General features: G+C 43.3%; 19 protein-coding genes. 9 read left to right on the top strand and 10 right to left on the bottom strand.

Going from position 1 to position 19,012, the window contains the following annotated elements; all coding sequences use genetic code 11:
- Window positions 1–714 precede the first annotated feature (714 nt).
- Both FTT86_RS14545 and tyrS read right to left on the bottom strand, forming a co-directional pair.
- The gene (locus FTT86_RS14545) at window positions 715–987 is read right to left on the bottom strand and encodes a hypothetical protein (RefSeq protein ID WP_044112807.1); all 273 of its coding nucleotides are present in this window, start codon (window positions 985–987) and stop codon (window positions 715–717) included.
- Window positions 988–1,516: 529 nt separating this feature from the next.
- Entirely contained in the window at window positions 1,517–2,731 is a 1,215-nt protein-coding gene (gene tyrS / locus FTT86_RS14540) for a tyrosine--tRNA ligase (RefSeq protein WP_044112806.1), read from the bottom strand.
- 80 nt (window positions 2,732–2,811) lie between these two features.
- On the opposite strand from tyrS, the gene FTT86_RS14535 reads away from it, so the two are divergent.
- Window positions 2,812–3,939 (top strand): anhydro-N-acetylmuramic acid kinase, encoded by a 1,128-nt coding sequence (locus FTT86_RS14535; RefSeq protein WP_005094877.1) that lies wholly within the window; start codon window positions 2,812–2,814, stop codon window positions 3,937–3,939.
- Between the two features lie 113 nt (window positions 3,940–4,052).
- Here FTT86_RS14535 and FTT86_RS14530 read toward each other — a convergent pair whose 3' ends face one another.
- The 4 genes from FTT86_RS14530 to FTT86_RS14515 form a co-directional block, all read right to left on the bottom strand.
- A complete protein-coding gene (locus FTT86_RS14530) occupies window positions 4,053–5,345 on the bottom strand; it encodes a lytic murein transglycosylase (RefSeq protein WP_044112805.1) in 1,293 nt (430 codons plus the stop codon).
- 712 nt (window positions 5,346–6,057) lie between these two features.
- On the bottom strand, window positions 6,058–7,179 hold the full coding sequence (locus FTT86_RS14525) for a 5-(carboxyamino)imidazole ribonucleotide synthase (protein ID WP_004281903.1): 1,122 nt from the start codon (window positions 7,177–7,179) through the stop codon (window positions 6,058–6,060).
- Window positions 7,180–7,194: 15 nt separating this feature from the next.
- Window positions 7,195–7,707: a 5-(carboxyamino)imidazole ribonucleotide mutase gene (gene purE / locus FTT86_RS14520; RefSeq protein ID WP_004647147.1), complete on the bottom strand. Its 513-nt coding sequence runs from the start codon at window positions 7,705–7,707 to the stop codon at window positions 7,195–7,197.
- Between the two features lie 198 nt (window positions 7,708–7,905).
- Window positions 7,906–8,247, bottom strand: a complete 342-nt coding sequence (locus FTT86_RS14515; protein WP_044112808.1) for a DMT family protein — start codon at window positions 8,245–8,247, stop codon at window positions 7,906–7,908.
- A 242-nt stretch (window positions 8,248–8,489) separates the two neighbouring features.
- On the opposite strand from FTT86_RS14515, the gene mpl reads away from it, so the two are divergent.
- The gene (gene mpl / locus FTT86_RS14510) at window positions 8,490–9,854 is read left to right on the top strand and encodes a UDP-N-acetylmuramate:L-alanyl-gamma-D-glutamyl-meso-diaminopimelate ligase (RefSeq protein ID WP_044112804.1); all 1,365 of its coding nucleotides are present in this window, start codon (window positions 8,490–8,492) and stop codon (window positions 9,852–9,854) included.
- A 359-nt stretch (window positions 9,855–10,213) separates the two neighbouring features.
- Entirely contained in the window at window positions 10,214–11,296 is a 1,083-nt protein-coding gene (locus FTT86_RS14505) for a zinc-dependent alcohol dehydrogenase family protein (RefSeq protein WP_044112803.1), read from the top strand.
- A gap of 63 nt (window positions 11,297–11,359) precedes the next feature.
- Here FTT86_RS14505 and FTT86_RS14500 read toward each other — a convergent pair whose 3' ends face one another.
- A complete protein-coding gene (locus tag FTT86_RS14500; RefSeq protein ID WP_081407926.1) occupies window positions 11,360–11,833 on the bottom strand; it encodes a BLUF domain-containing protein in 474 nt (157 codons plus the stop codon).
- A 196-nt stretch (window positions 11,834–12,029) separates the two neighbouring features.
- Here FTT86_RS14500 and FTT86_RS14495 point away from each other — a divergent pair, with 196 nt between their 5' ends.
- Window positions 12,030–12,377 (top strand): hypothetical protein, encoded by a 348-nt coding sequence (locus tag FTT86_RS14495; RefSeq protein ID WP_004647142.1) that lies wholly within the window; start codon window positions 12,030–12,032, stop codon window positions 12,375–12,377.
- Here the strand turns inward: FTT86_RS14495 and FTT86_RS14490 are convergent.
- Window positions 12,370–12,660 carry a GNAT family N-acetyltransferase gene (locus FTT86_RS14490; RefSeq protein WP_004647141.1) on the bottom strand — a complete coding sequence of 97 codons (291 nt, stop codon included), beginning with the start codon at window positions 12,658–12,660 and terminating at the stop codon, window positions 12,370–12,372. The genes FTT86_RS14495 and FTT86_RS14490 overlap by 8 nt on opposite strands.
- A gap of 31 nt (window positions 12,661–12,691) precedes the next feature.
- Complete coding sequence (locus tag FTT86_RS14485) at window positions 12,692–12,970, bottom strand: GNAT family N-acetyltransferase (RefSeq protein WP_005094867.1); 279 nt, start codon at window positions 12,968–12,970, stop codon at window positions 12,692–12,694.
- A 155-nt stretch (window positions 12,971–13,125) separates the two neighbouring features.
- Between FTT86_RS14485 and FTT86_RS14480 the strand changes: the two genes are divergently transcribed.
- Together FTT86_RS14480 and FTT86_RS14475 are read left to right on the top strand one after the other, a co-directional pair.
- Complete coding sequence (locus tag FTT86_RS14480) at window positions 13,126–14,319, top strand: sugar transporter (protein ID WP_044112800.1); 1,194 nt, start codon at window positions 13,126–13,128, stop codon at window positions 14,317–14,319.
- 331 nt (window positions 14,320–14,650) lie between these two features.
- Window positions 14,651–15,616 (top strand): TerC family protein, encoded by a 966-nt coding sequence (locus FTT86_RS14475; protein ID WP_044112799.1) that lies wholly within the window; start codon window positions 14,651–14,653, stop codon window positions 15,614–15,616.
- Window positions 15,617–15,656: 40 nt separating this feature from the next.
- Here the strand turns inward: FTT86_RS14475 and FTT86_RS14470 are convergent, their stop codons facing one another.
- Window positions 15,657–16,229 (bottom strand): nucleotidyltransferase family protein, encoded by a 573-nt coding sequence (locus FTT86_RS14470; RefSeq protein WP_044112798.1) that lies wholly within the window; start codon window positions 16,227–16,229, stop codon window positions 15,657–15,659.
- Window positions 16,230–16,327: 98 nt separating this feature from the next.
- Here FTT86_RS14470 and guaD point away from each other — a divergent pair, with 98 nt between their 5' ends.
- From guaD to FTT86_RS14455, 3 genes are all read left to right on the top strand, one after another.
- Entirely contained in the window at window positions 16,328–17,656 is a 1,329-nt protein-coding gene (gene guaD / locus FTT86_RS14465; protein WP_180181417.1) for a guanine deaminase, read from the top strand.
- 224 nt (window positions 17,657–17,880) lie between these two features.
- Complete coding sequence (gene hpt, locus FTT86_RS14460; protein WP_004647133.1) at window positions 17,881–18,408, top strand: hypoxanthine phosphoribosyltransferase; 528 nt, start codon at window positions 17,881–17,883, stop codon at window positions 18,406–18,408.
- Window positions 18,409–18,580: 172 nt separating this feature from the next.
- A complete protein-coding gene (locus tag FTT86_RS14455) occupies window positions 18,581–18,838 on the top strand; it encodes a GlsB/YeaQ/YmgE family stress response membrane protein (protein ID WP_004281926.1) in 258 nt (85 codons plus the stop codon).
- The last annotated feature ends 174 nt before the right edge of the window (window positions 18,839–19,012 follow it).

Here is a 19,012-nt window from a genome sequence, read left to right as displayed (position 1 = left end):
AATTTTCTGACAAATATTTCTCAAATAAACTTCGAGTAATTTCTACCATCAATCAATGAAAATAATTTCGATCAATCAACCAGTAAAAATCCACACAAGTTGTTCTTCATAATCTCTTAATGATCTTTCTAACACCTCGTCAGTGCTAGAAGCTGGACTTCGATAAACTTAACAACTCCGCCATTCTGCTTCGTTCGTTTCCGTCTATCTCGTCGGTATGGGTGCATTCTAGAGGATTTTAGAATCATTGCAACCCCCAATTCACTATATTTTTCACGTATGTCTTTTTTTTCTACAAAAATTACTGAAAAATCGCTTTTTTATCTAATTTTTAAGCGTTTTTATGCAATAAACCCACTAAACACGTCATTTTATTTTTATAACTGAAAAACCATTTAGACCTAAAAGCTATTACAATAATCTTTAAAACAGTATTTTTAGCCTGTTGACTTTGAAATCTTGTCTTTTATTTAAATTAGGTCGTCAAAAGAAAACCAAAATTCCCCTACCTTATCCAACAAACCGATCTAAATCCTAGACTCTTCAATTTATGAGTTATTTTTTACGTAAAAAGCTTTTATAAAAGCCTATTCTTAGGCAGCTATATAGAAGAGGGATTCATTTTTTAGTTTTCGAATCCCAAAACCATGCTTAGATCACTTATATATGGAAGATAAAGCCTGTTATTTTGCATTAAGCGACTTTTTCCTGTTTTTACTGTCCAAGCCAGTGTTGCATAACTTCTACAATCATGTCTTTCTTACCCTGATAATCCTCGGCAACAAAGAATAATTTCGCGCGTCGCGGTAACTGCTCTTCAATCAGGGAAAATAAAAAGTAATGCGCGGCCAGATCAAGCTGCATAAATAAAGTATAGACAGATCTATAGATTTGCTGTTTTTGTTCGACCGGCTGGTATTCAAATAAGAACCGTAAAATGCAATCGATCTGTTCATCAAAAATATCTTCTGTTGGATAGCGATACATTCAATCACCTTTGTTTTAATTTTTTATGTTTTGCTCTTTTTTCACAGTCAATTGAAATGAACTCATTCTTAGAGGTCATTCACCTAAGCCCAATTTGCTAGTTAATTTTAAGTTTAGTTGCTCAACGAGAAGAGTAGGCATGCAGATTTATATCTTGATTACGCAATCAGAATAAATAAAAAAGGAAGAGATCTCTCCCAAAATCTCCTCCTTAGAATTGAATCTTTACCCGATCCATTATGTCATTATTATAGTTATTCGCTTTAAAGCTTTTAAAAAGAGCCTCTTGGAAAAGAGACTTCTCAGTTGTGGAGTACTATTATTTTTACTACCCTCTAGATGCTCTAAACGAATTCTCTAGATGAATAAATCCTATACATAATAAAGATGAAAAGCAAGCAATTTGGAAAAAATTACCTATTGTTTTCATAGGGTTTTTTTTGAAGTTACTTATTCGATTTATGAATATAGGACATCAATAAAAAAGCAGGCCGAAGCCTGCTTTTATTTCAATAACTTAGCTCTAAATTTAGTCAACAAAAGTCACTTTAGCGATGGATTTTTTACTCGCTTGAATAATCAAAGTCACGTTCTCTTTCACAGAAAAAGAGGCATCAACTGGCTTCCAGTCCACTTTTACCGCACCACGACCAAGTGCATCTTTGGCTTGTGCTGCATTTTTAGTTAAGCCTGCTTCACGTAAAATTGAAGTAATAAAGATTTCGCCACCGAATTCAGCACGTGAAATGGTCACTTCAGGCGTACCTTCAGGCAATTCACCTTCAGTAATGATATTACCTGCACCTTTATGTGCATTGGCAGCTGCTTCAGCACCATGGAAACGCTCGACCAGCTCTAACGCGAGAATCTTTTTGACTTCTTGCGGATTACGGCCTTCTGCCACTTCTTTTAATAGTTGCTGAATTTCTTCAATTGACTTGAAACTTAACAGGTCAAAATAACGCTCGATCAGAGAATCCGGCATTGAAAGCACTTTTTGGTACATCGCACCTGGTGCATCAAATACACCAATATAGTTACCTAAAGACTTGGACATCTTGTTGACGCCATCCAGACCTTCAAGAATTGGTACAGTAATACAGACTTGTGGTTCCTGATCATAACGACCTTGAAGCGTACGACCCATCAACAGGTTAAAGGTCTGGTCTGTACCACCCAGCTCTACATCTGCTTCCAGTGCGATCGAGTCATAACCCTGAACCAATGGATACAAGAATTCATGAATCGCGATTGGCTGATGATTGTTATAGCGCTTGGTAAAGTCATCACGCTCAAGCATACGTGCAACCGTTTGCTGAGATGCCAGTTGAATCAGATCAGCTGCAGTTTTTTGAGCAAACCATTCCGAGTTGAACACCACTTTGGTTTTGTTTGGATCAAGAATCTTAAATACTTGTTCTTGATAAGTTTTAGCATTTTCTAAAACTTGTTCACGTGACAACGGTGGACGTGTAGCACTTTTTCCGGTTGGGTCACCGATCATCGCAGTATAGTCACCGATCAGGAAGTACACCTCATGACCCAAGTCCTGAAATACTTTTAACTTATTAATGAGAACCGTATGACCCAGGTGTAAGTCAGGCGCAGTCGGGTCAAAACCCGCTTTAATTTTTAATGGGCGATTCTGTTTTAATTTCTTGAGAAGGTCTTCTTCAGAAATAATTTCGTGGGTGCCTCGTTGAATGAGGGCAAGTTGTTCTTCAGCCGGCAGGAAATTTGACATCACAAAATCCAATACATCAGTTACTCAATTTGTGCGATATACTAACACTTTTTCAGCATATTGCAGGCTTAAGAATAACCATGACAGCGATCTATATTGGGGTAATGACCGGCACGAGCATGGATGGTGTCGATATTGTTGCTGCTTCTTTTGATCCACTCCAGCTTCATGCCACACTCACTTTGGCATTTGATCCTGACCTTCGGGATGAGCTGATGGCACTGACCTTGCCAGATGACAATGAAATTGACCGCATGGGTAAGGCCGATGTTGCGCTAGCACAAATGATTGGTCATGGTATTAATGCGCTGATTGAAAAAAATAACCTGGATAAATCTAGAATTAAGGCGATTGGCTCGCATGGCCAGACTATCCGGCATCGTCCTGAACATGGCTTCACCCTGCAAATTGGTGACCCGAACATCATTACTGAAATTACCCAGATTCCGGTGATTTCAGATTTTCGTCGTCGTGATCTGGCGGCAGGTGGTCAGGGAGCACCTTTAGTTCCGGCATTTCATCAGGATATTTTCCAGCATGACAGCATTCACCGGGTCATTTTAAATCTGGGCGGTATTGCCAATGTCAGCCTGCTGCCTGCCGGCAAGCCTGAAGAGGTGTATGGTTTTGATACCGGACCGGCCAATATCTTGATGGATGCATGGTGTTCCCGTTATACCGGCCAGCCTTTTGATGAAAATGGCAATTGGGCAGCCTATGGCACCCCGATTCGCAGCTTGCTGGATCGCTTGCAGTCACACGAATTCTTCTCCAAAGAACCTCCGAAAAGTACCGGTCGTGAAGATTTCAACCTGGAATGGCTGGATGAACAGATTGCTGACTGGCGCAATGACCTGCAATACGATGAACTGGAAGACACTCCGGAAAATGTACAGGCGACTTTATTAAAGCTCACCACCCGAGCCATTAAAAAAGCAATTTACCGCTCTGGCATGGATACCGGACAGGTTTTTGTTTGCGGTGGTGGTGCCTACAACTCACATTTACTGGAGCAGTTGCGCTGGCGCCTGCGCAAACATGAATGGAGCGTACAGACTACCGCCGATCTGGGCCTCAGTCCAACCTGGGTAGAAGCCACCGCCTTTGCCTGGCTGGCCATGCGTTTTATGAATCAACTGAATGGCAACCTACCTGCAGTCACTGGTGCCGCTGGTTATCGTGTGCTTGGCACGATTACTGCTGTTTAAATTCAGCTAATTACTATTAGCTTGCATGACTATATAGCTACTCAAAAACAGTCATCAAAAAAGGTCTGCATAAATGCAGACCTTTTTTGATTTTAAATTTTATGCTCAAGAATTTATTGCATCATGCGTTTGGCATTTTCATTTCTAAAGGCCCGCAGAATCTGCTGACCAGCACGACCTGTTGGACTCAAGCCCAAACGCTGCTGTTCCTGACGAATCGCTTGACGGGTTTTATCTCCAATCAGACCATCCACCGCACCAATATCATAGCCACGGTTTAACAGAAATTGCTGGATCTCACGACGTTCTGCACGCGAAGTTCCCGGATCATCAGTAGGCCATGTGGCCATAAATGAACCTTTACCTTGCAGGCGATCGGATAAATGTGCAATCGCCAAGGCATAACTTTCTGCCGCGTTATAGCTATAAATGGCATCAAAATTTTTAAATACCAAAAATACTGGGCCACTCGGGCCTGCAGGTGCAAGTAATCCTGCTTGAGAGGATTGTGATAAATTTCCTTGAACTAATGCCGAACCATCGGCACGTACCACCCCTTGATTGTTCCAACTACTCAAGGATTTTTTATTTCTTCGACCTTCACCGGAAACCGACATGCCTTGAGGGATCTTGACTTCAAAACCCCAAGGCTGTCCGCTCTGCCAGCCACGCTTGCTTAAAAAGTTGGCAGTTGATGCGAGTGCATCCGGAATGCTCGAAACTAGATCACGTCGGCCATCACCATCAAAATCAACTGCAAGCTCATCATAAGTCGATGGCATAAACTGGGTATGACCAAATGCGCCTGCCCAAGAACCCTTTAATTGTTCTTCACGCACATCGCCACGCTGTAACAGTTTCATAGTGGTAAAAAACTCACCACGGAAATAACTCTGGCGACGACCTTCACAGCTCAAAGTTCCTAAAGCCTGTAATAAAGGATATTTCCCCGAAATATCACCAAAATTACTTTCGACACCCCATACCGCAACTACCGTTTCTGCAGGTATACCATAGGTGGCAGCAACACGATTGAGCACCTCACGATGTTGCTGTAATTTTTGCCGGCCGAGCTGAACCCGTTCTTCATCCACCAAACCAGACAGATAATCCCAAATTGGGGTAGAAAATTCAGGCTGGTAATTCAGGCGTTCAATCACTGAATAATCAGGGCTTAAGTTTTGGGTATAACGATCATAGGTACTGCCGCTTACACCTCTAGCAACAGCTTGACTGCGCAAATTGGCGAGACAGTTTTGAAAATTATTTTGGGAGGCATAATTCGGGATATTTGAACTAGAGGTCAAATCAGTCGGCGTGACACGTTGACCATTAATAATAAGTTCAGCCTGTGCCTGTGAAGCAGCCAAGACCACAGAACCAATAAAAAGTGCAAGCCGTTGCATAAGACCCTTGAGTATTTAGATTTTGAATTATGTTTCTACCTTAGCAGCTCATGATGAAAATTAAAGCGCCAATGCGTAAATTTAAATTCATAATTCCTACACTTTTAAATTCATTTTGTAATCTTTAAATTTAAACATGAGTTATCCACAAGCCTGATTTAAATTCAAATCAGCGGGATTTTTAAATTCAAATTCAAAACACTTGCAATCAGTTTTGAATTTAAAAATTACTGGGGATAACTTGTTTCAGGAAAAGCGAGTCACGATCATCAACATGCTCTAATTACACTAGTTTTCATTTTAAATTCATTTGAATAATGGGCTAATATTTTTAAATTCAGAAACTTTGAATTCATTTATCCAGTTTTAAATTTGAATTCATATTTTTGAATTTAAAAGCGCAAGTTTAAATTCAAAGCCCGATTTAAATTTGAATTTGTTTTTATGAATTTAAATTCAAAACCACTTTCCAGTTTTAAATTCAAACTTTGATTTCAGGCTTATCTACAAGTGAATATGGCAAAATTCAGCTGTAAAAAAGGTTTTATTGAATTGTTATATTTATACTCAATTGATCAGTTTGTAAGCAATTGATTTAAAAACTGATCCGACCAATGGCAGGCATTTTTAAAGAGGCGCAATCATGCCTGAAAGCAGACAAATAAAAAAGCGATCACCGAAGTGATCGCTTTTTTTATCAGCAAGTTAAAGCCTAGATGGTCATATCTTCGCTCAATGCCAATGGATTCGGTAAAATTTTCGCCAGTTGGCGGCAAAGCACAGACAATTGCGCGCTGTCATTTGGCATCAAGGTGATGTGACCAATCTTACGGCCTTCGCGCTCTGACTTGTTGTAGAGATGCAAATGCGCACCTTCCAGAGCCAGAACATCTGCAGATTTTGGATGCTGACCAATGATGTTCACCAAGACAGTTGGACGGATCACTTCAGTTGAACCTAAAGGTAAACCTGCCACGGCACGCACATGGTTTTCAAACTGCGAACATACTGCACCTTCAATCGACCAGTGACCCGAGTTATGCACACGTGGTGCCATCTCGTTGGCATATAGGCCATTGTCTGTCACAAACAGCTCAAGGGTCAGCACACCGACATAGTTCAGATGATTCAGCAGGCGAGTGATGTATTCTTGTGCTACCGGCTGCAAGTCAGTACTGTCCGGTGCTGGCACAATCGAGTGCGACAGAATGCCGTCATGATGATGATTTTCCGCCAATGGCCAGGTTTTTACATCACCATCTTGGCCGCGTACTGCAATGATTGAAACTTCACGCGAGAAAGTCACGAAACTTTCAGCAATCAGTTCACCCGCAGGGCCCAATTCTGCCCAGGCCTGATCCATCTGATCGGCCGAACGTAAAACAAATTGACCTTTGCCATCATAACCGCCACGCGAAGTTTTCAGTACGATCGGCAAGCCCAGTTCAGCTACAGCAGCCTGTAAGCTTTCCAGTGAAGTGACCGCTTTGTACGGTGCAACCGGAATAGCCAGTTCATCAAACAAGGCTTTTTCAGACAGACGATGCTGGGCAATCGCCAAAGCCTGACGCGGCGGATGCAGTTGCTTGCTTTGCGTCAGTACATCAACATCTGCAAGTGGCGTATTTTCAAACTCAAGGCTAAATACATCTGCACTGTTAATAAAGTCTTGCAGACCATTTTCAGCTTGGCTCGAAATCACCGGACCCAAAGCAGCAGAAGGGCAGTCTGTGCTGGCTTCAAAAAATGTACATTGAATATTTAATGGAAGTGCCGCTTGCGCCATCATACGACCCAGCTGACCGCCACCAAAAATACCGATGGTTTTATCCATAATCTGTGTCTCGACTTAAGCCTGGCCTGGAATATTGTTGCTTGCCACTTTATCTGTTTGCGCTGCACGGAAATCTGCAACATTTTTTGCGATTTCTGGACGGGTCAAACCCAGAATTTGCGCGGCCATAATGGCAGCATTGGTGGCACCGGCAGGACCAATCGCCAAGGTACCGACTGCAATACCTGCTGGCATTTGCACAATAGACAGCAATGAATCAACACCGTTTAAAATCGAAGATTTCACCGGTACACCCAAAACTGGAAGATCAGTTTTCGCTGCACACATACCCGGTAAATGCGCTGCGCCACCTGCACCGGCAATAATTACCTGAATACCACGATCACGCGCTTGCTCGGCATATTCAAACAGGCGGTCTGGGGTACGGTGTGCAGAAACAACTTCAGCTTCAAATGGGACACCAAGCTGCTTGAGCATATTGGCAGTGTGTTCGAGAGTTGCCCAATCTGATTGAGAACCCATGATAATACCTACGAGAGGAGTATCTTGTGCAGCAGCCGCATTCATTGCAAATTTTCCAGAGATTAAAGTGAGAAAAAATAAATCTCGACGAGAGAGCCAAGCTTGAATAGGAGTGCGTATTATAGACTGAAAATTCAGCTTCATAAAATTTAACGGTCAAAGCAAGGCTCGATTTTTCTTGTTTTTTTATCGAATTTTCAAAAACTGGAATAAAAATAGGGGAGTAGCTGCAGTTACAACTATTTAGGAACTGCGGAAGACAAAATAGATGCATCCACACAGACACAAAGCGGCCCAGAGATAATCCAGTCTAAGCGGCTGTTTAAACATGAAAATCATAAAAGGTACAAACACCAGTAAGGTCACCACTTCCTGGGTAATTTTCATTTGACCCACTGCCAATCCTTGCTGTGCCAGTAATTTGGTCGCCGGAATCATCAGGCTATATTCAAACAGGGCAATGATCCAGCTGAATAAAATTGCCTGCCAGAGCGGTGCATCATGCGGTAAAAACTTTAAATGTCCGTACCAGGCCAGTGTCATAAAACAGTTGGCAATCACCAGAAGAAATAAAGCCGGCAGCATCTGCATGCACTCTGCAAAAAGGTCGAACTTATTTTACGGTTTATTTGGCGAAAAGATATTGCATCGCTTTGAAATTTTCTTTGAATTTACCCGTGAAACAGGATTTAAAAAATCCCACAACAAGGCCAGAATTTTCACTATCTTTTCAGCTAAAGCCTTGCTATCGTTGCTTGCAAATTGAATAAATCATGACTACAGCACCAATATAAAGTGATGGGTCAGACAGGAACGGAGTGAAGTAGATGCATCTGCATATTTTGGGTATTTGTGGCACCTTTATGGGCTCGTTAGCGCTACTTGCACGCGACCTGGGCCACCAGGTAACAGGTTCAGACCTGAATGTGTATCCACCCATGTCGACCCAACTTGAAAATGCGGGCATTACTTTAATGCAGGGTTATGACCGCAGTCATTTGCAGCCACATCCGGATCTGGTCATTGTGGGGAATGCCATGAAGCGTGGCATTGATTCGGTCGAATATATGCTCAATGCAGGCCTACCTTATATTTCAGGTCCACAATTTTTGGCTGATCATGTCCTACAAGGCAAACACGTATTGGGTGTCGCCGGAACGCATGGTAAAACCACAACGACGACGATGCTGGCGTGGGTACTGGATCAAGCCGGTATGGAGCCAGGTTTTCTGATTGGCGGTGTGCCATTGGGCTTTTCGGAAAGTGCGCGCCTTGGTGGTGGGAAATACTTCTGTGTCGAAGCCGATGAATACGATTCTGCTTTCTTCGACAAGCGTTCCAAGTTCGTGCATTACCATCCTAAAACTGCGATTCTGAATAATCTGGAATTTGACCATGCCGATATCTTTGATGATCTGGCAGCGATTCAAAAACAGTTTCATCATTTAGTTCGTACCATTCCAAGTGAAGGCCGGATTATTGCACCGATTACTGAAAGCAATATTGATGAAGTGCTGGAGCAGGGCTGCTGGACGCCTGTGGTGCGTACCAGTCTGGATGCCAACGAAAAATCTGAACTTTATGCAGAACAATTGTCAGCAGATGGTTCACATTTCAAAGTCCTGCAACAGGGCGTAGTCAAAGGTGAAGTGAAATGGAGCATGACCGGCCAGCACTCGGTGGCCAATGCACTAGCGACCATTGCAGCAGCAGAGCATGTCGGTGTTTCGATTGAAACTGCCTGTGAGGCGCTATCGAATTTTGGTGGGGTGAAACGCCGTATGGAACTATTAGGCACAGTCCGTGGTATCGAGGTTTATGATGACTTCGCCCATCATCCGACGGCGATTGATACGACCTTAGAAGGTGCGCGCAAACGTCTGGGTGAACGCAAACTCTGGGCAATTATTGAACCGCGCTCCAATACCATGCGCATGGGCAGCCACAAAGAGGGTTTGGCACATTCTGCACGTCTGGCCGATGCAGTGATCTGGTATCAACCGGAAGGTCTGGACTGGGATCTGCAACCGGTCATTGAGGCTGCGCCAAACAAGGCCAAAGTTGCACGCACACTGGATGACATTATTCAGACTGTGGTGGCAGAAGCAGGCGAAGGCGATGCCATAGTAATTATGTCGAATGGTGGTTTTGGTGGTTTGCATCAGAAGCTGATTACTGTTTTACAAGCATAAAATGGATTTAAGTAAAGTGAAGAAGCCCGCTTAGCGGGCTTTTTTTTAGCATATTAAAACGTTGATTGAGCAAAAGTGAACAGTTGTTCTGATCCTGCAATCCTATGATTTAAATATTGACCCAAAGAGCAGATTTATCTCTGAACCCTCCCTGATGATCTTTTGTTGCAATCTGTACACAAGACTCATTGCAGCGCTATATCACTCAAGGCACAATCGAGAAGAACACAGGTATCTATAGGCCTGAAAGCCAGATCATAAATCAGCCCATCGCTGTCACTGTATAAAAGCAATCGAGGCGTTCATTATTCTCGCTGAGTCAGGTCATTCTCATTCCCCACTCCATTAGAAGATGTGTCATGACAACGATGAAAGCGATGGTCTATTACGGCGCAAATGATATCCGCTTTGAAGACCGCCCAGTTCCCACCATTTTGCATCCCGGCGATGCCATCATTAAACTCGAAAAAGTCACCATCTGCGGTACCGATCTCGGGATCTGGAAAGGCAAAAACCCGGAAATTGAGCAGGAGACCACGCGAAAAGAAGGTAGTTTTAATGGCCGAATTCTTGGCCATGAAGGCATTGGTATTATGGAAGAAGTCGGTTCCGCCGTGCAGAACTTCAAAAAGGGCGACCGGGTGATTATTTCCTGTGTTAGCCGCTGCGGGACCTGTGAAAACTGCCAGAAACAGCTCTATGCACATTGCCGCAATGAAGGCGGCTGGATCATGGGTTATATGATTGATGGTACCCATGCCGAATATGTACGCACGCCCTTTGCCGATACCTCACTCTATCATTTACCCGAAGGCCTGAATCAAGATGTGGCCGTATTCCTCTCAGATATTCTGCCAACTTCACATGAAATTGGCGTGCAATATGGCGATGTCAAACCGGGCGACAATGTGGCGATTGTCGGAGCAGGGCCAATCGGCATGAGTTGTCTGCTCACTGCACAGTTTTATTCACCCGCTAATATTATTATGGTAGATATGGATGATAACCGACTGGAATTTGCCAAGACTGTCGGCGCAACACATACCATCAACTCTGCCAAAGAAGATGCCATTCAAAAGATTTTAGAGATTACCGATGGACGCGGGGTCGACTGTGCCATTGAAGCAGTGGGGGTGGAGCCTACCTGGAATATTTGCCAGCATGTCGTGAAAGAGGGCGGGCATATTGCCAACGTCGGCGTACATGGTAAACCGGTGAGTTTTGAACTGAACAAACTCTGGATTAAAAACCTGACCATCACCACCGGTCTGGTGAATGCCAATACCACAGGCATGCTGCTGAAAACCTGCTGTTCCGGAAAATTGCCCCTAGAAAAACTGGCGACCCATCATTTTAAATTTGCCGATTTTGAAAAAGCCTATGATGTCTTTAAACATGCCTCTGATGAGAAGGCCTTAAAAGTCATGATTGACATGAGCTAATCCACATCAGACAAAAAAAGTCCGCTATGCGGACTTTTTTATTTTCAGCTTTAATCCAGCAGATCAGAAATAGGGGACATAACCACGCTGCTTATAGCCTTTTGGCGATGCCAGACTGGCCTGATTTTCTTCCAGGCGATACAGCACTTTGAGGAACTCGGCAATTCCTGACTGCTGCAAGGCATGTGGATCAAATTGCTTCAAACCTAAACGTGAAAATAAAGAAGAAATTTCACTGTGTTTATGTACATATTTCATTGACCATTCCGAGAAATGGGACTGCTCTACCATTGCATCTGCAAAACGCAAGATATTGTGATGACGGGGATCCTGAGAAATGCTCTGAAATAAACTTTCTACTACTTCAGCCTGACCTTCAAGGCACTGGAAAAATTTGCCATGGGAATAATACAACACCCCATGAATTTGATGCTGAAGATTGAACTTCCGGGCAGTGGCCAAAATATCACTCAAATCTTGTAACAACTCTTGTTCAGATTCTATGCGTTCACTGGCATAGCAAAGCTGTAGCATCATGCCATCTCACTATAGGGAAGAATTAAAAACACAATTTAATCAATAATTTTAAATTAAGTCGACTATTTTTTAAGCAAATATCCGTATTTGCTTACATGGTTTTCAGTTTGCATTTCTGGACTAAAATTTTAACAATAGTGCCTAAATTATTAAACGAATATTTTCATACACCTACCATGAACATGAGGATCACTTGATGTTAAAAGATCTGATTTTAACCCTCGCCTTGTTATGTGTGTGTTTTATCCTGATCATCACTTTAAATGACTGGCAATTCAGCGCTCAAACCAATCTGCTGATCAGTTCAATTTTTATTAGCTGGACGATCTTGAAATTTGTTGGGCATCGTATTTATTTTCATGCCAGTTACCTGCTGATTATGGCAATTTTAGTGATGCTGCAACAGTTTGAAGAAATTTTCTGGGCGATGACCGGGGTGATGGCAGGTTTCGGTTTATATACCCTGTTACAGGTTATATTGATTCCTGCCTTGAAAGAAAGATTGCATTTATCTTTCGGGAAATCCCCTTGGATGGTTAAATAGTCGTTGCCGCGACATCTGCCAGACTACGGTCACGTTTAAACATGACATCCACATAGGAACATTGCGGGATGATGGTTAAACTTTTTTCACGGGCAAAATCGACCAGTACATCCAGCATTTTTCGGGCAATACCTTGGCCACGCAAGGAATCATCGACCCAGGTATGATCGGCAATGATGACTGCATCGCCCCGCCATTGATAAGTGATCTCGGCCAGGCGGCGTCCTTGATCTTCCATAAAAAATACACCACCGCGTTTTGAATCTTGATATTTGATTTCCATACGAATCTAAACCTTTGTTGTCATTTTTAAATTATAAAACATCATTAAAGCGAGGCTCTCGCTCGAACACGGATTTGGCAAAAGGGCATTTTGGAATAATCCTGATGCCGTGTTCACGGGCAAAATTCACAGCGGCCTCGACCAGATAATACCCGACGTGCTGTCCGCGTAGGCTGTCATCGACCCAGGTGTGTTCAATCACTAATTGATCTTCATTTACTCTAGAATAACTCATTTCTGCCAGACGTTTTTCATTCGGCTCTACAAACCATAAACCTCCAGTGTCTTGTTGCTGATGCTCGATCAACATGCCGATCCTCTCCTTGTTTTTAAGTCAGATTGACATATTTTTCCCTGCACTATTGTTAGATTTCTTTTAAAGGATTGTGAATCTATCCTTCTGACCAATACCGCATTCTGCTTAACAGGTTTAAACTACCGGCCGGTTCCTTTTATCAGATGTTTATGTCCAGCTCTTCTTCCACCTCTTCGGTGACGCGTCAATGGGTCTGTGTGATTGCTTTAGCCTCTGCTGCCTTTATTTTCAATACCACCGAATTTATCCCGGTGGCGCTATTAAGTGATATTGGTACCAGTTTTTCCATGTCACCCACTCAGGTCGGGTGGATGCTGACGATTTATGCCTGGGTTGTGGCGCTGCTGTCTTTGCCAATGATGTTACTGACCAAAAATATTGAACGGCGCTTTCTGCTGATGGTTTTATTTGCGGTGTTTATTTTCAGTCATGTGCTGTCCTATTTTGCCTGGAGCTTTAGCATTCTGGTGCTGAGCCGGATTGGTATTGCCGTGGCGCATGCGCTGTTCTGGTCAATTACGGCGTCGCTTGCCGTGCGGGTTGCGCCAAAGGGCAAAGAGTTTCAGGCACTGGGCTTATTGGCTACCGGTACCGCCATGGCGATGGTTCTGGGAATTCCCTTTGGCCGGATGATCGGGGAGGCCTATGGCTGGCGCAATAGTTTTGCCTTGATCGCAGTTGTAGCGGGCGTAGTCTGCGTACTGCTGGCCAAAACCTTACCTTTATTGCCAAGTGTCAATTCAGGATCACTCAGCAGTTTAAAAAGCTTGCTAAAACGTCCCAGCCTGATGCTGGTCTTTGCGCTTACCGTTCTTGTGATTAGCGCACAATTTACCGCCTACAGTTATATCGAACCCTTTGCGCTGAATATTGCGCAATTCAGCTCTGCACAGACCACCAGCTTATTGCTGATTTATGGCGGTGCGGGCCTGATCGGGTCTTATGTATTTGGCCGCTTTGCACCGCATTTTCCCCGACTCACCATTCCGCTATTTACGCTCGGGCTAGGGATCTCGCTGCTGTTATTGCTGCCCCTGTCTCAGGGTGTAATTCAGCTCAATAGCCTGGCGTTAATCTGGGGCATCAGCATTATTGGCTTTAGTCTGGCCTTGCAAGCCAAGACCTTAAATTTGGCTTCTGATGCAACCGATGTCGCCATGGCAATTTTTTCAGGTCTGTATAATGTCGGGATTGGCGGCGGCGCCTTACTTGGCGGTCTGGTAACGGCACATATCGGATTACATAGTATTGGCTGGGTAGGAGCCATCTTGGCCAGTCTGGGTTTTCTGATCAGCTTATATCTGATTCAACGTTCGGATTTCCTAGTTCAGAAAGCACCTTGAAGCATGATTTTTGTAAATGAAATTGTAGTCTTAGCAAAAATCTGTCATGCTTGCTGCACATTGAGCCATCGCTCAAAAAAAATTTAGTTTGAACAAGGGGAGTAGCCTCCTCCAAGCGTTTAAGAATGAAATTTCAATTTTTAAACGTGTCAGAATATCGTCATTACACTTTGCAAAAAGTCGGTATCTGAGCATCTTGAAGTCACACTTTATATAAAAAAGTGGAACAGTAAGATGTAGGCAAGACCTTGATCATGTTGTTATAGATGTTTTTCATCTGGCAACTGGTCAAGGTTTTTTTATGGCCAGTCGTCCGATGTGGAGAATTCACATGGAAACCATTGGTACGCTCTGGCTGTATCTTATCTTTTTCGCGATTGTCGCAGTCATGCTGGTAATCGATTTTGTCGGCTTTAAGCATCAGCATGGTCAGGAAGTCAAAGTCCGTACTGCTGCCTACTGGAGTATTGCCTGGGTCAGTGTCGCGACTTTATTTGGTGGCGGCTTATGGCTGTATCTGGAACAGACCGCAGGCACGGCAATTGCCAATGCCAAGGTCATGGAATACTTTGCCGGTTATCTGCTGGAAAAATCCTTGGCGATTGATAACGTCTTTGTCTGGCTGATGATCTTCGCTGCCTTTACTATTCCACCCGCACTGCAACGCAAGCTGCTGTTATATGGCGTACTGGGTGCGATTATACTCAGAACCATCTTTATTTTTATTGGCGCCTGGTTCGTGCAGGAATTCTCCTGGATTTTGTATATCTTCGGTGCGTTCCTGGTGTATACCGGCTTCAAATTCCTGCGTGGTCAGCATGAAGAAGACAGCAATATTGAAGATATGGCGATTCTGAAATGGCTGCGTAAGCATATGCGTATTACCCCGCAACTTCAGGGCGACAAATTTTTTGTACGTCAGAATGGTTTGCTCTGGGCAACGCCGTTGTTCCTGGTCCTGATCCTGGTTGAAGCCTCTGATGTGATCTTTGCCGTCGATTCTATTCCGGCTATTTTTGCCGTCACCACCGATCCCTTCATTGTCCTCACTGCAAACCTGATGGCGATTTTAGGCCTGCGTGCAATGTTCTTCCTGCTCTCGGGCGCAGCCTCAAAAATGCATTATCTGCCTTATGGCCTCGGGATCATTCTGGTCTTTATCGGCTTTAAGATGCTGATGCTGGATGTGTTCCATATGCCGATCTGGATTTCTTTGAGCTTTATTGTGATTGTACTGACTGTGACCGCGATCTTGTCGATTCGTCATAGCAAGAGGCATAACGAAACCACCCTGTAAAAAGTAATCATCAAAAAAGCCTGCATCAGCAGGCTTTTTTTTATTGTGCTATCAGGGATAATTTAGGCCATTTTTGCAAAAACTGTTTGCTCAGCATGCGTTGCTCAAGCACGGCATAACTGACTAAATTCGGATTCCAACGCAGCTTTAACTCAAATAAATCTGCTAAACCGAAAGGAGCAATCAACTCCAATTCATCATCTTTCAGGCGCAGTGCCAAGGCCGTGACAGTTTCTGGCCATAATGACAGCGCATGACTAATTGAAGTTAAAGGCTCAATATTTTCATTTTGATCGGTACGATACCACTCATGTACAAAGGCTTGATTAGTCACATCCCAACGGATATCTGGAAAATACTCTTTTAACCGATCTGCAAGTTGCTGTTCTATAACGCGAGCCTGCTCATTTTCATCATAGAAAATCACATCGACCTCAGTATGATTTATTTCATATTCCCATCCATGTAAATGCGCCCAGATCACATGACGTAACACACCCGCTGCGACATAAGCGTCAGAGTGTAATTGTGCTAACTGATGCAAGATGCGCATTAAGGTCGGCTGCGCACGTACGATCTGTTGAAATTGATCATAATAATTGGATGGGGTCATAGAAGAATCGGGATCGCTATTTAAATATGAATGTTCATACAAACATGGCAATTTTTTCAGCTACAATCAATCGAAAAAATTAAAAGCGTAGGTTTAAAATGTCTTCTGTAATTGCAACGACAGCGATCCGTGGTCGCTTCCTCGATATTCAGAATACAGTTGCCCAAGCACGTGATATACACGACCAAGTGCGATATGTAGAAGATGGTTTAGTCATCATTCACGAAGGTAAAATCCAGTGGTTTGGTCCTTGGCAAGAAGGGCAGTCACGACTTCCTACCAACGCTGAATTAAAGCACTATCCAGATCAACTGATTGTTCCCGGTTTTATCGATACCCATATTCATTTCCCGCAAACAGAAATGGTCGGGGCGTATGGTGAACAACTACTGGAATGGTTAAATACCTATACATTCCCCACTGAAATCCAATTCCAAGATGCATCCTATAGCGAAAAAATTGCCGAATTTTTCGTGCAGGAATTGCTTAAAAATGGCACCACCACTGCACTGGTCTTTTGTACCGTTCATCCTGAATCCGTAGATGCTTTGTTTAATGCGGCGACCACGCGCAATATGCGTCTGATCGCAGGTAAAGTCCTGATGGATCGTCATGCACCGGAAGCACTCACAGATACAGCAGAAACGGCTTATATAGATTCTAAAACGCTGATTGAAAAGTGGCATGGCAAAGGACGTAATCTGTATGCGATTACCCCACGCTTTGCACCAACTTCAACACCTGAACAATTACAAAAAGCCGGGCAGCTCAAAGCCGAATATCCGGACGTGTATGTACATACCCATTTAAGTGAAAATAAAAATGAAATTGCTTGGGTCAAAGAACTCTTTCCTGAACGTGAAGGTTATCTGGATGTGTATCATCATTATGGTTTAACCGGGAGCAAGTCCGTCTTTGCACATTGTGTGCATCTGGAAGATAAGGAATGGGATTGTATGCATCAGACCGACTCCGCCATTGCCTTCTGTCCGACCTCAAATCTATTCCTTGGCAGTGGCTTATTTCCCCTGAAAAAAACTTGGGACAAAGGGGTCAAAGTCGGCTTAGGCACAGACATTGGAGCAGGAACATCATTTAATCAGCTGCAAACCCTGAATGAAGCCTATAAGGTGCAGCAGTTACAGGGCGAAAAACTCTCCGCCTTTGAGGCCTTGTATCATGCCACTTTAGGCGGTGCCAAAGCCTTGAGTCTGGATGATCGCCTGGGGAACTTTAATATTGGCAAAGAAGCCGACTTTGTGGTGCTGAATCTCAATGCAACTGCCTTACAGCAGTTACGCCAGAGCAGAGCTAAAAATATTGAAGATGCATTTTTTGCACTGACCATGCTTGGCGATGACCGTAATATTGCAGCCACCTATGTCTATGGAGCAGCCATCTATGTCAAAGCAGCATCCAGTGAATAAACCGAAAAGATCCCACCGTCGCCAATACTTGCTCCTGTCTGCGATGGCGCTGGGCTGTGTTTTTTTACTGAAACGCGATTCAGCCGCGGCTAAAAAATGATTACATTTACAGCCAGCAAAACAGGTGCATCTCTGTTAGGGATGTATTAAAATTGCGACGTATTCAGGTGTTGCAGGTCAACACCTTTTTTATTTTGCTATTTTTACTTTTTAGGTATCTACCCATGACCGTTCAAATGAGCGTAATGATTTCCGCTGAAGAAATTCAAGCTAAAGTCAAAGAGCTTGGTGCTCAAATCAATGCACACTATGCCAATAGTGACAAAGAACTTGTGCTCATCGGTTTATTACGTGGTTCAGTAATTTTTATGGCTGATTTATGTCGTGTGATTTCAAAACCTCATGAACTGGATTTCATGACTGTGTCCAGTTATGGCGGTGGCACGGTATCGTCACGTGATGTAAAAATCCTGAAAGATTTAGACGGTGAAATCCGTGGTAAAGATGTGTTGGTGGTTGAAGATATTATTGATTCAGGCAACACCTTGAGCAAGGTACTCGAAATCCTGCAAACCCGTGAACCTAACTCGATTCAACTGTGTACTTTGGTAAGTAAACCATCGCGTCGTGAAATCGATTTGAAGGTCGAATTTATGGGCTTTGAGGTTGAAGATAAATTTATCGTGGGTTATGGCCTAGACTATGACCAGAAGTACCGTCACCTGCCATTTATTGGTGAAATCGGTCTTTAAAATCAGGTTGAAAAAAGTGGCATAAGCCACTTTTTTTATACCTCAAATAGACAGAAAACCGGGAACAAAAAATAACATCTCGTTTCAGGATTCAACTTTTTATGATTCTGACTTTGTTTCAAGATGATTAAACAGATGTGAAAACAAAGACATGATAAGAAGGAGTATGCATATGTGGACAATTATTGTGGCGATCGTCATTGGTTTTGTAGCAGGTCTGATTGCACGTGCCATTCACCCGGGTAATGACAAGGCAGGCTTTATCATGACCACCTTGCTGGGTATTGCCGGCTCCTTATTGGCGACTTTTGGTGGTCGTATGCTCGGTCTATATTCGGCAGATTCCGCAGCAGGTCTGATTGCTTCCGTGATTGGTGCTGTGATTATTCTGTTTATTTATAATATGGTGACCAAACGCCGCACGGTCTAAATCAAGTTGACGCTGACTGGATCACCTTAATAAAAAAGCACCCAATGAGGTAATGCCAGTCAGTTAAGAAATTGACTGGCATTTTCTTGGATATTTTTGTGCTTTAATTTTCACTACTCGCGGACATTGCCTTTGCCTTTTTTCAGGTAATACAAATATTTTAGATTGTTCAAA

It is taken from the genome of Acinetobacter sp. YH01021, assembly GCF_013420255.1.
Lineage (GTDB): Bacteria > Pseudomonadota > Gammaproteobacteria > Pseudomonadales > Moraxellaceae > Acinetobacter.
This window is presented reverse-complemented; position numbering and strand designations above follow the sequence as displayed.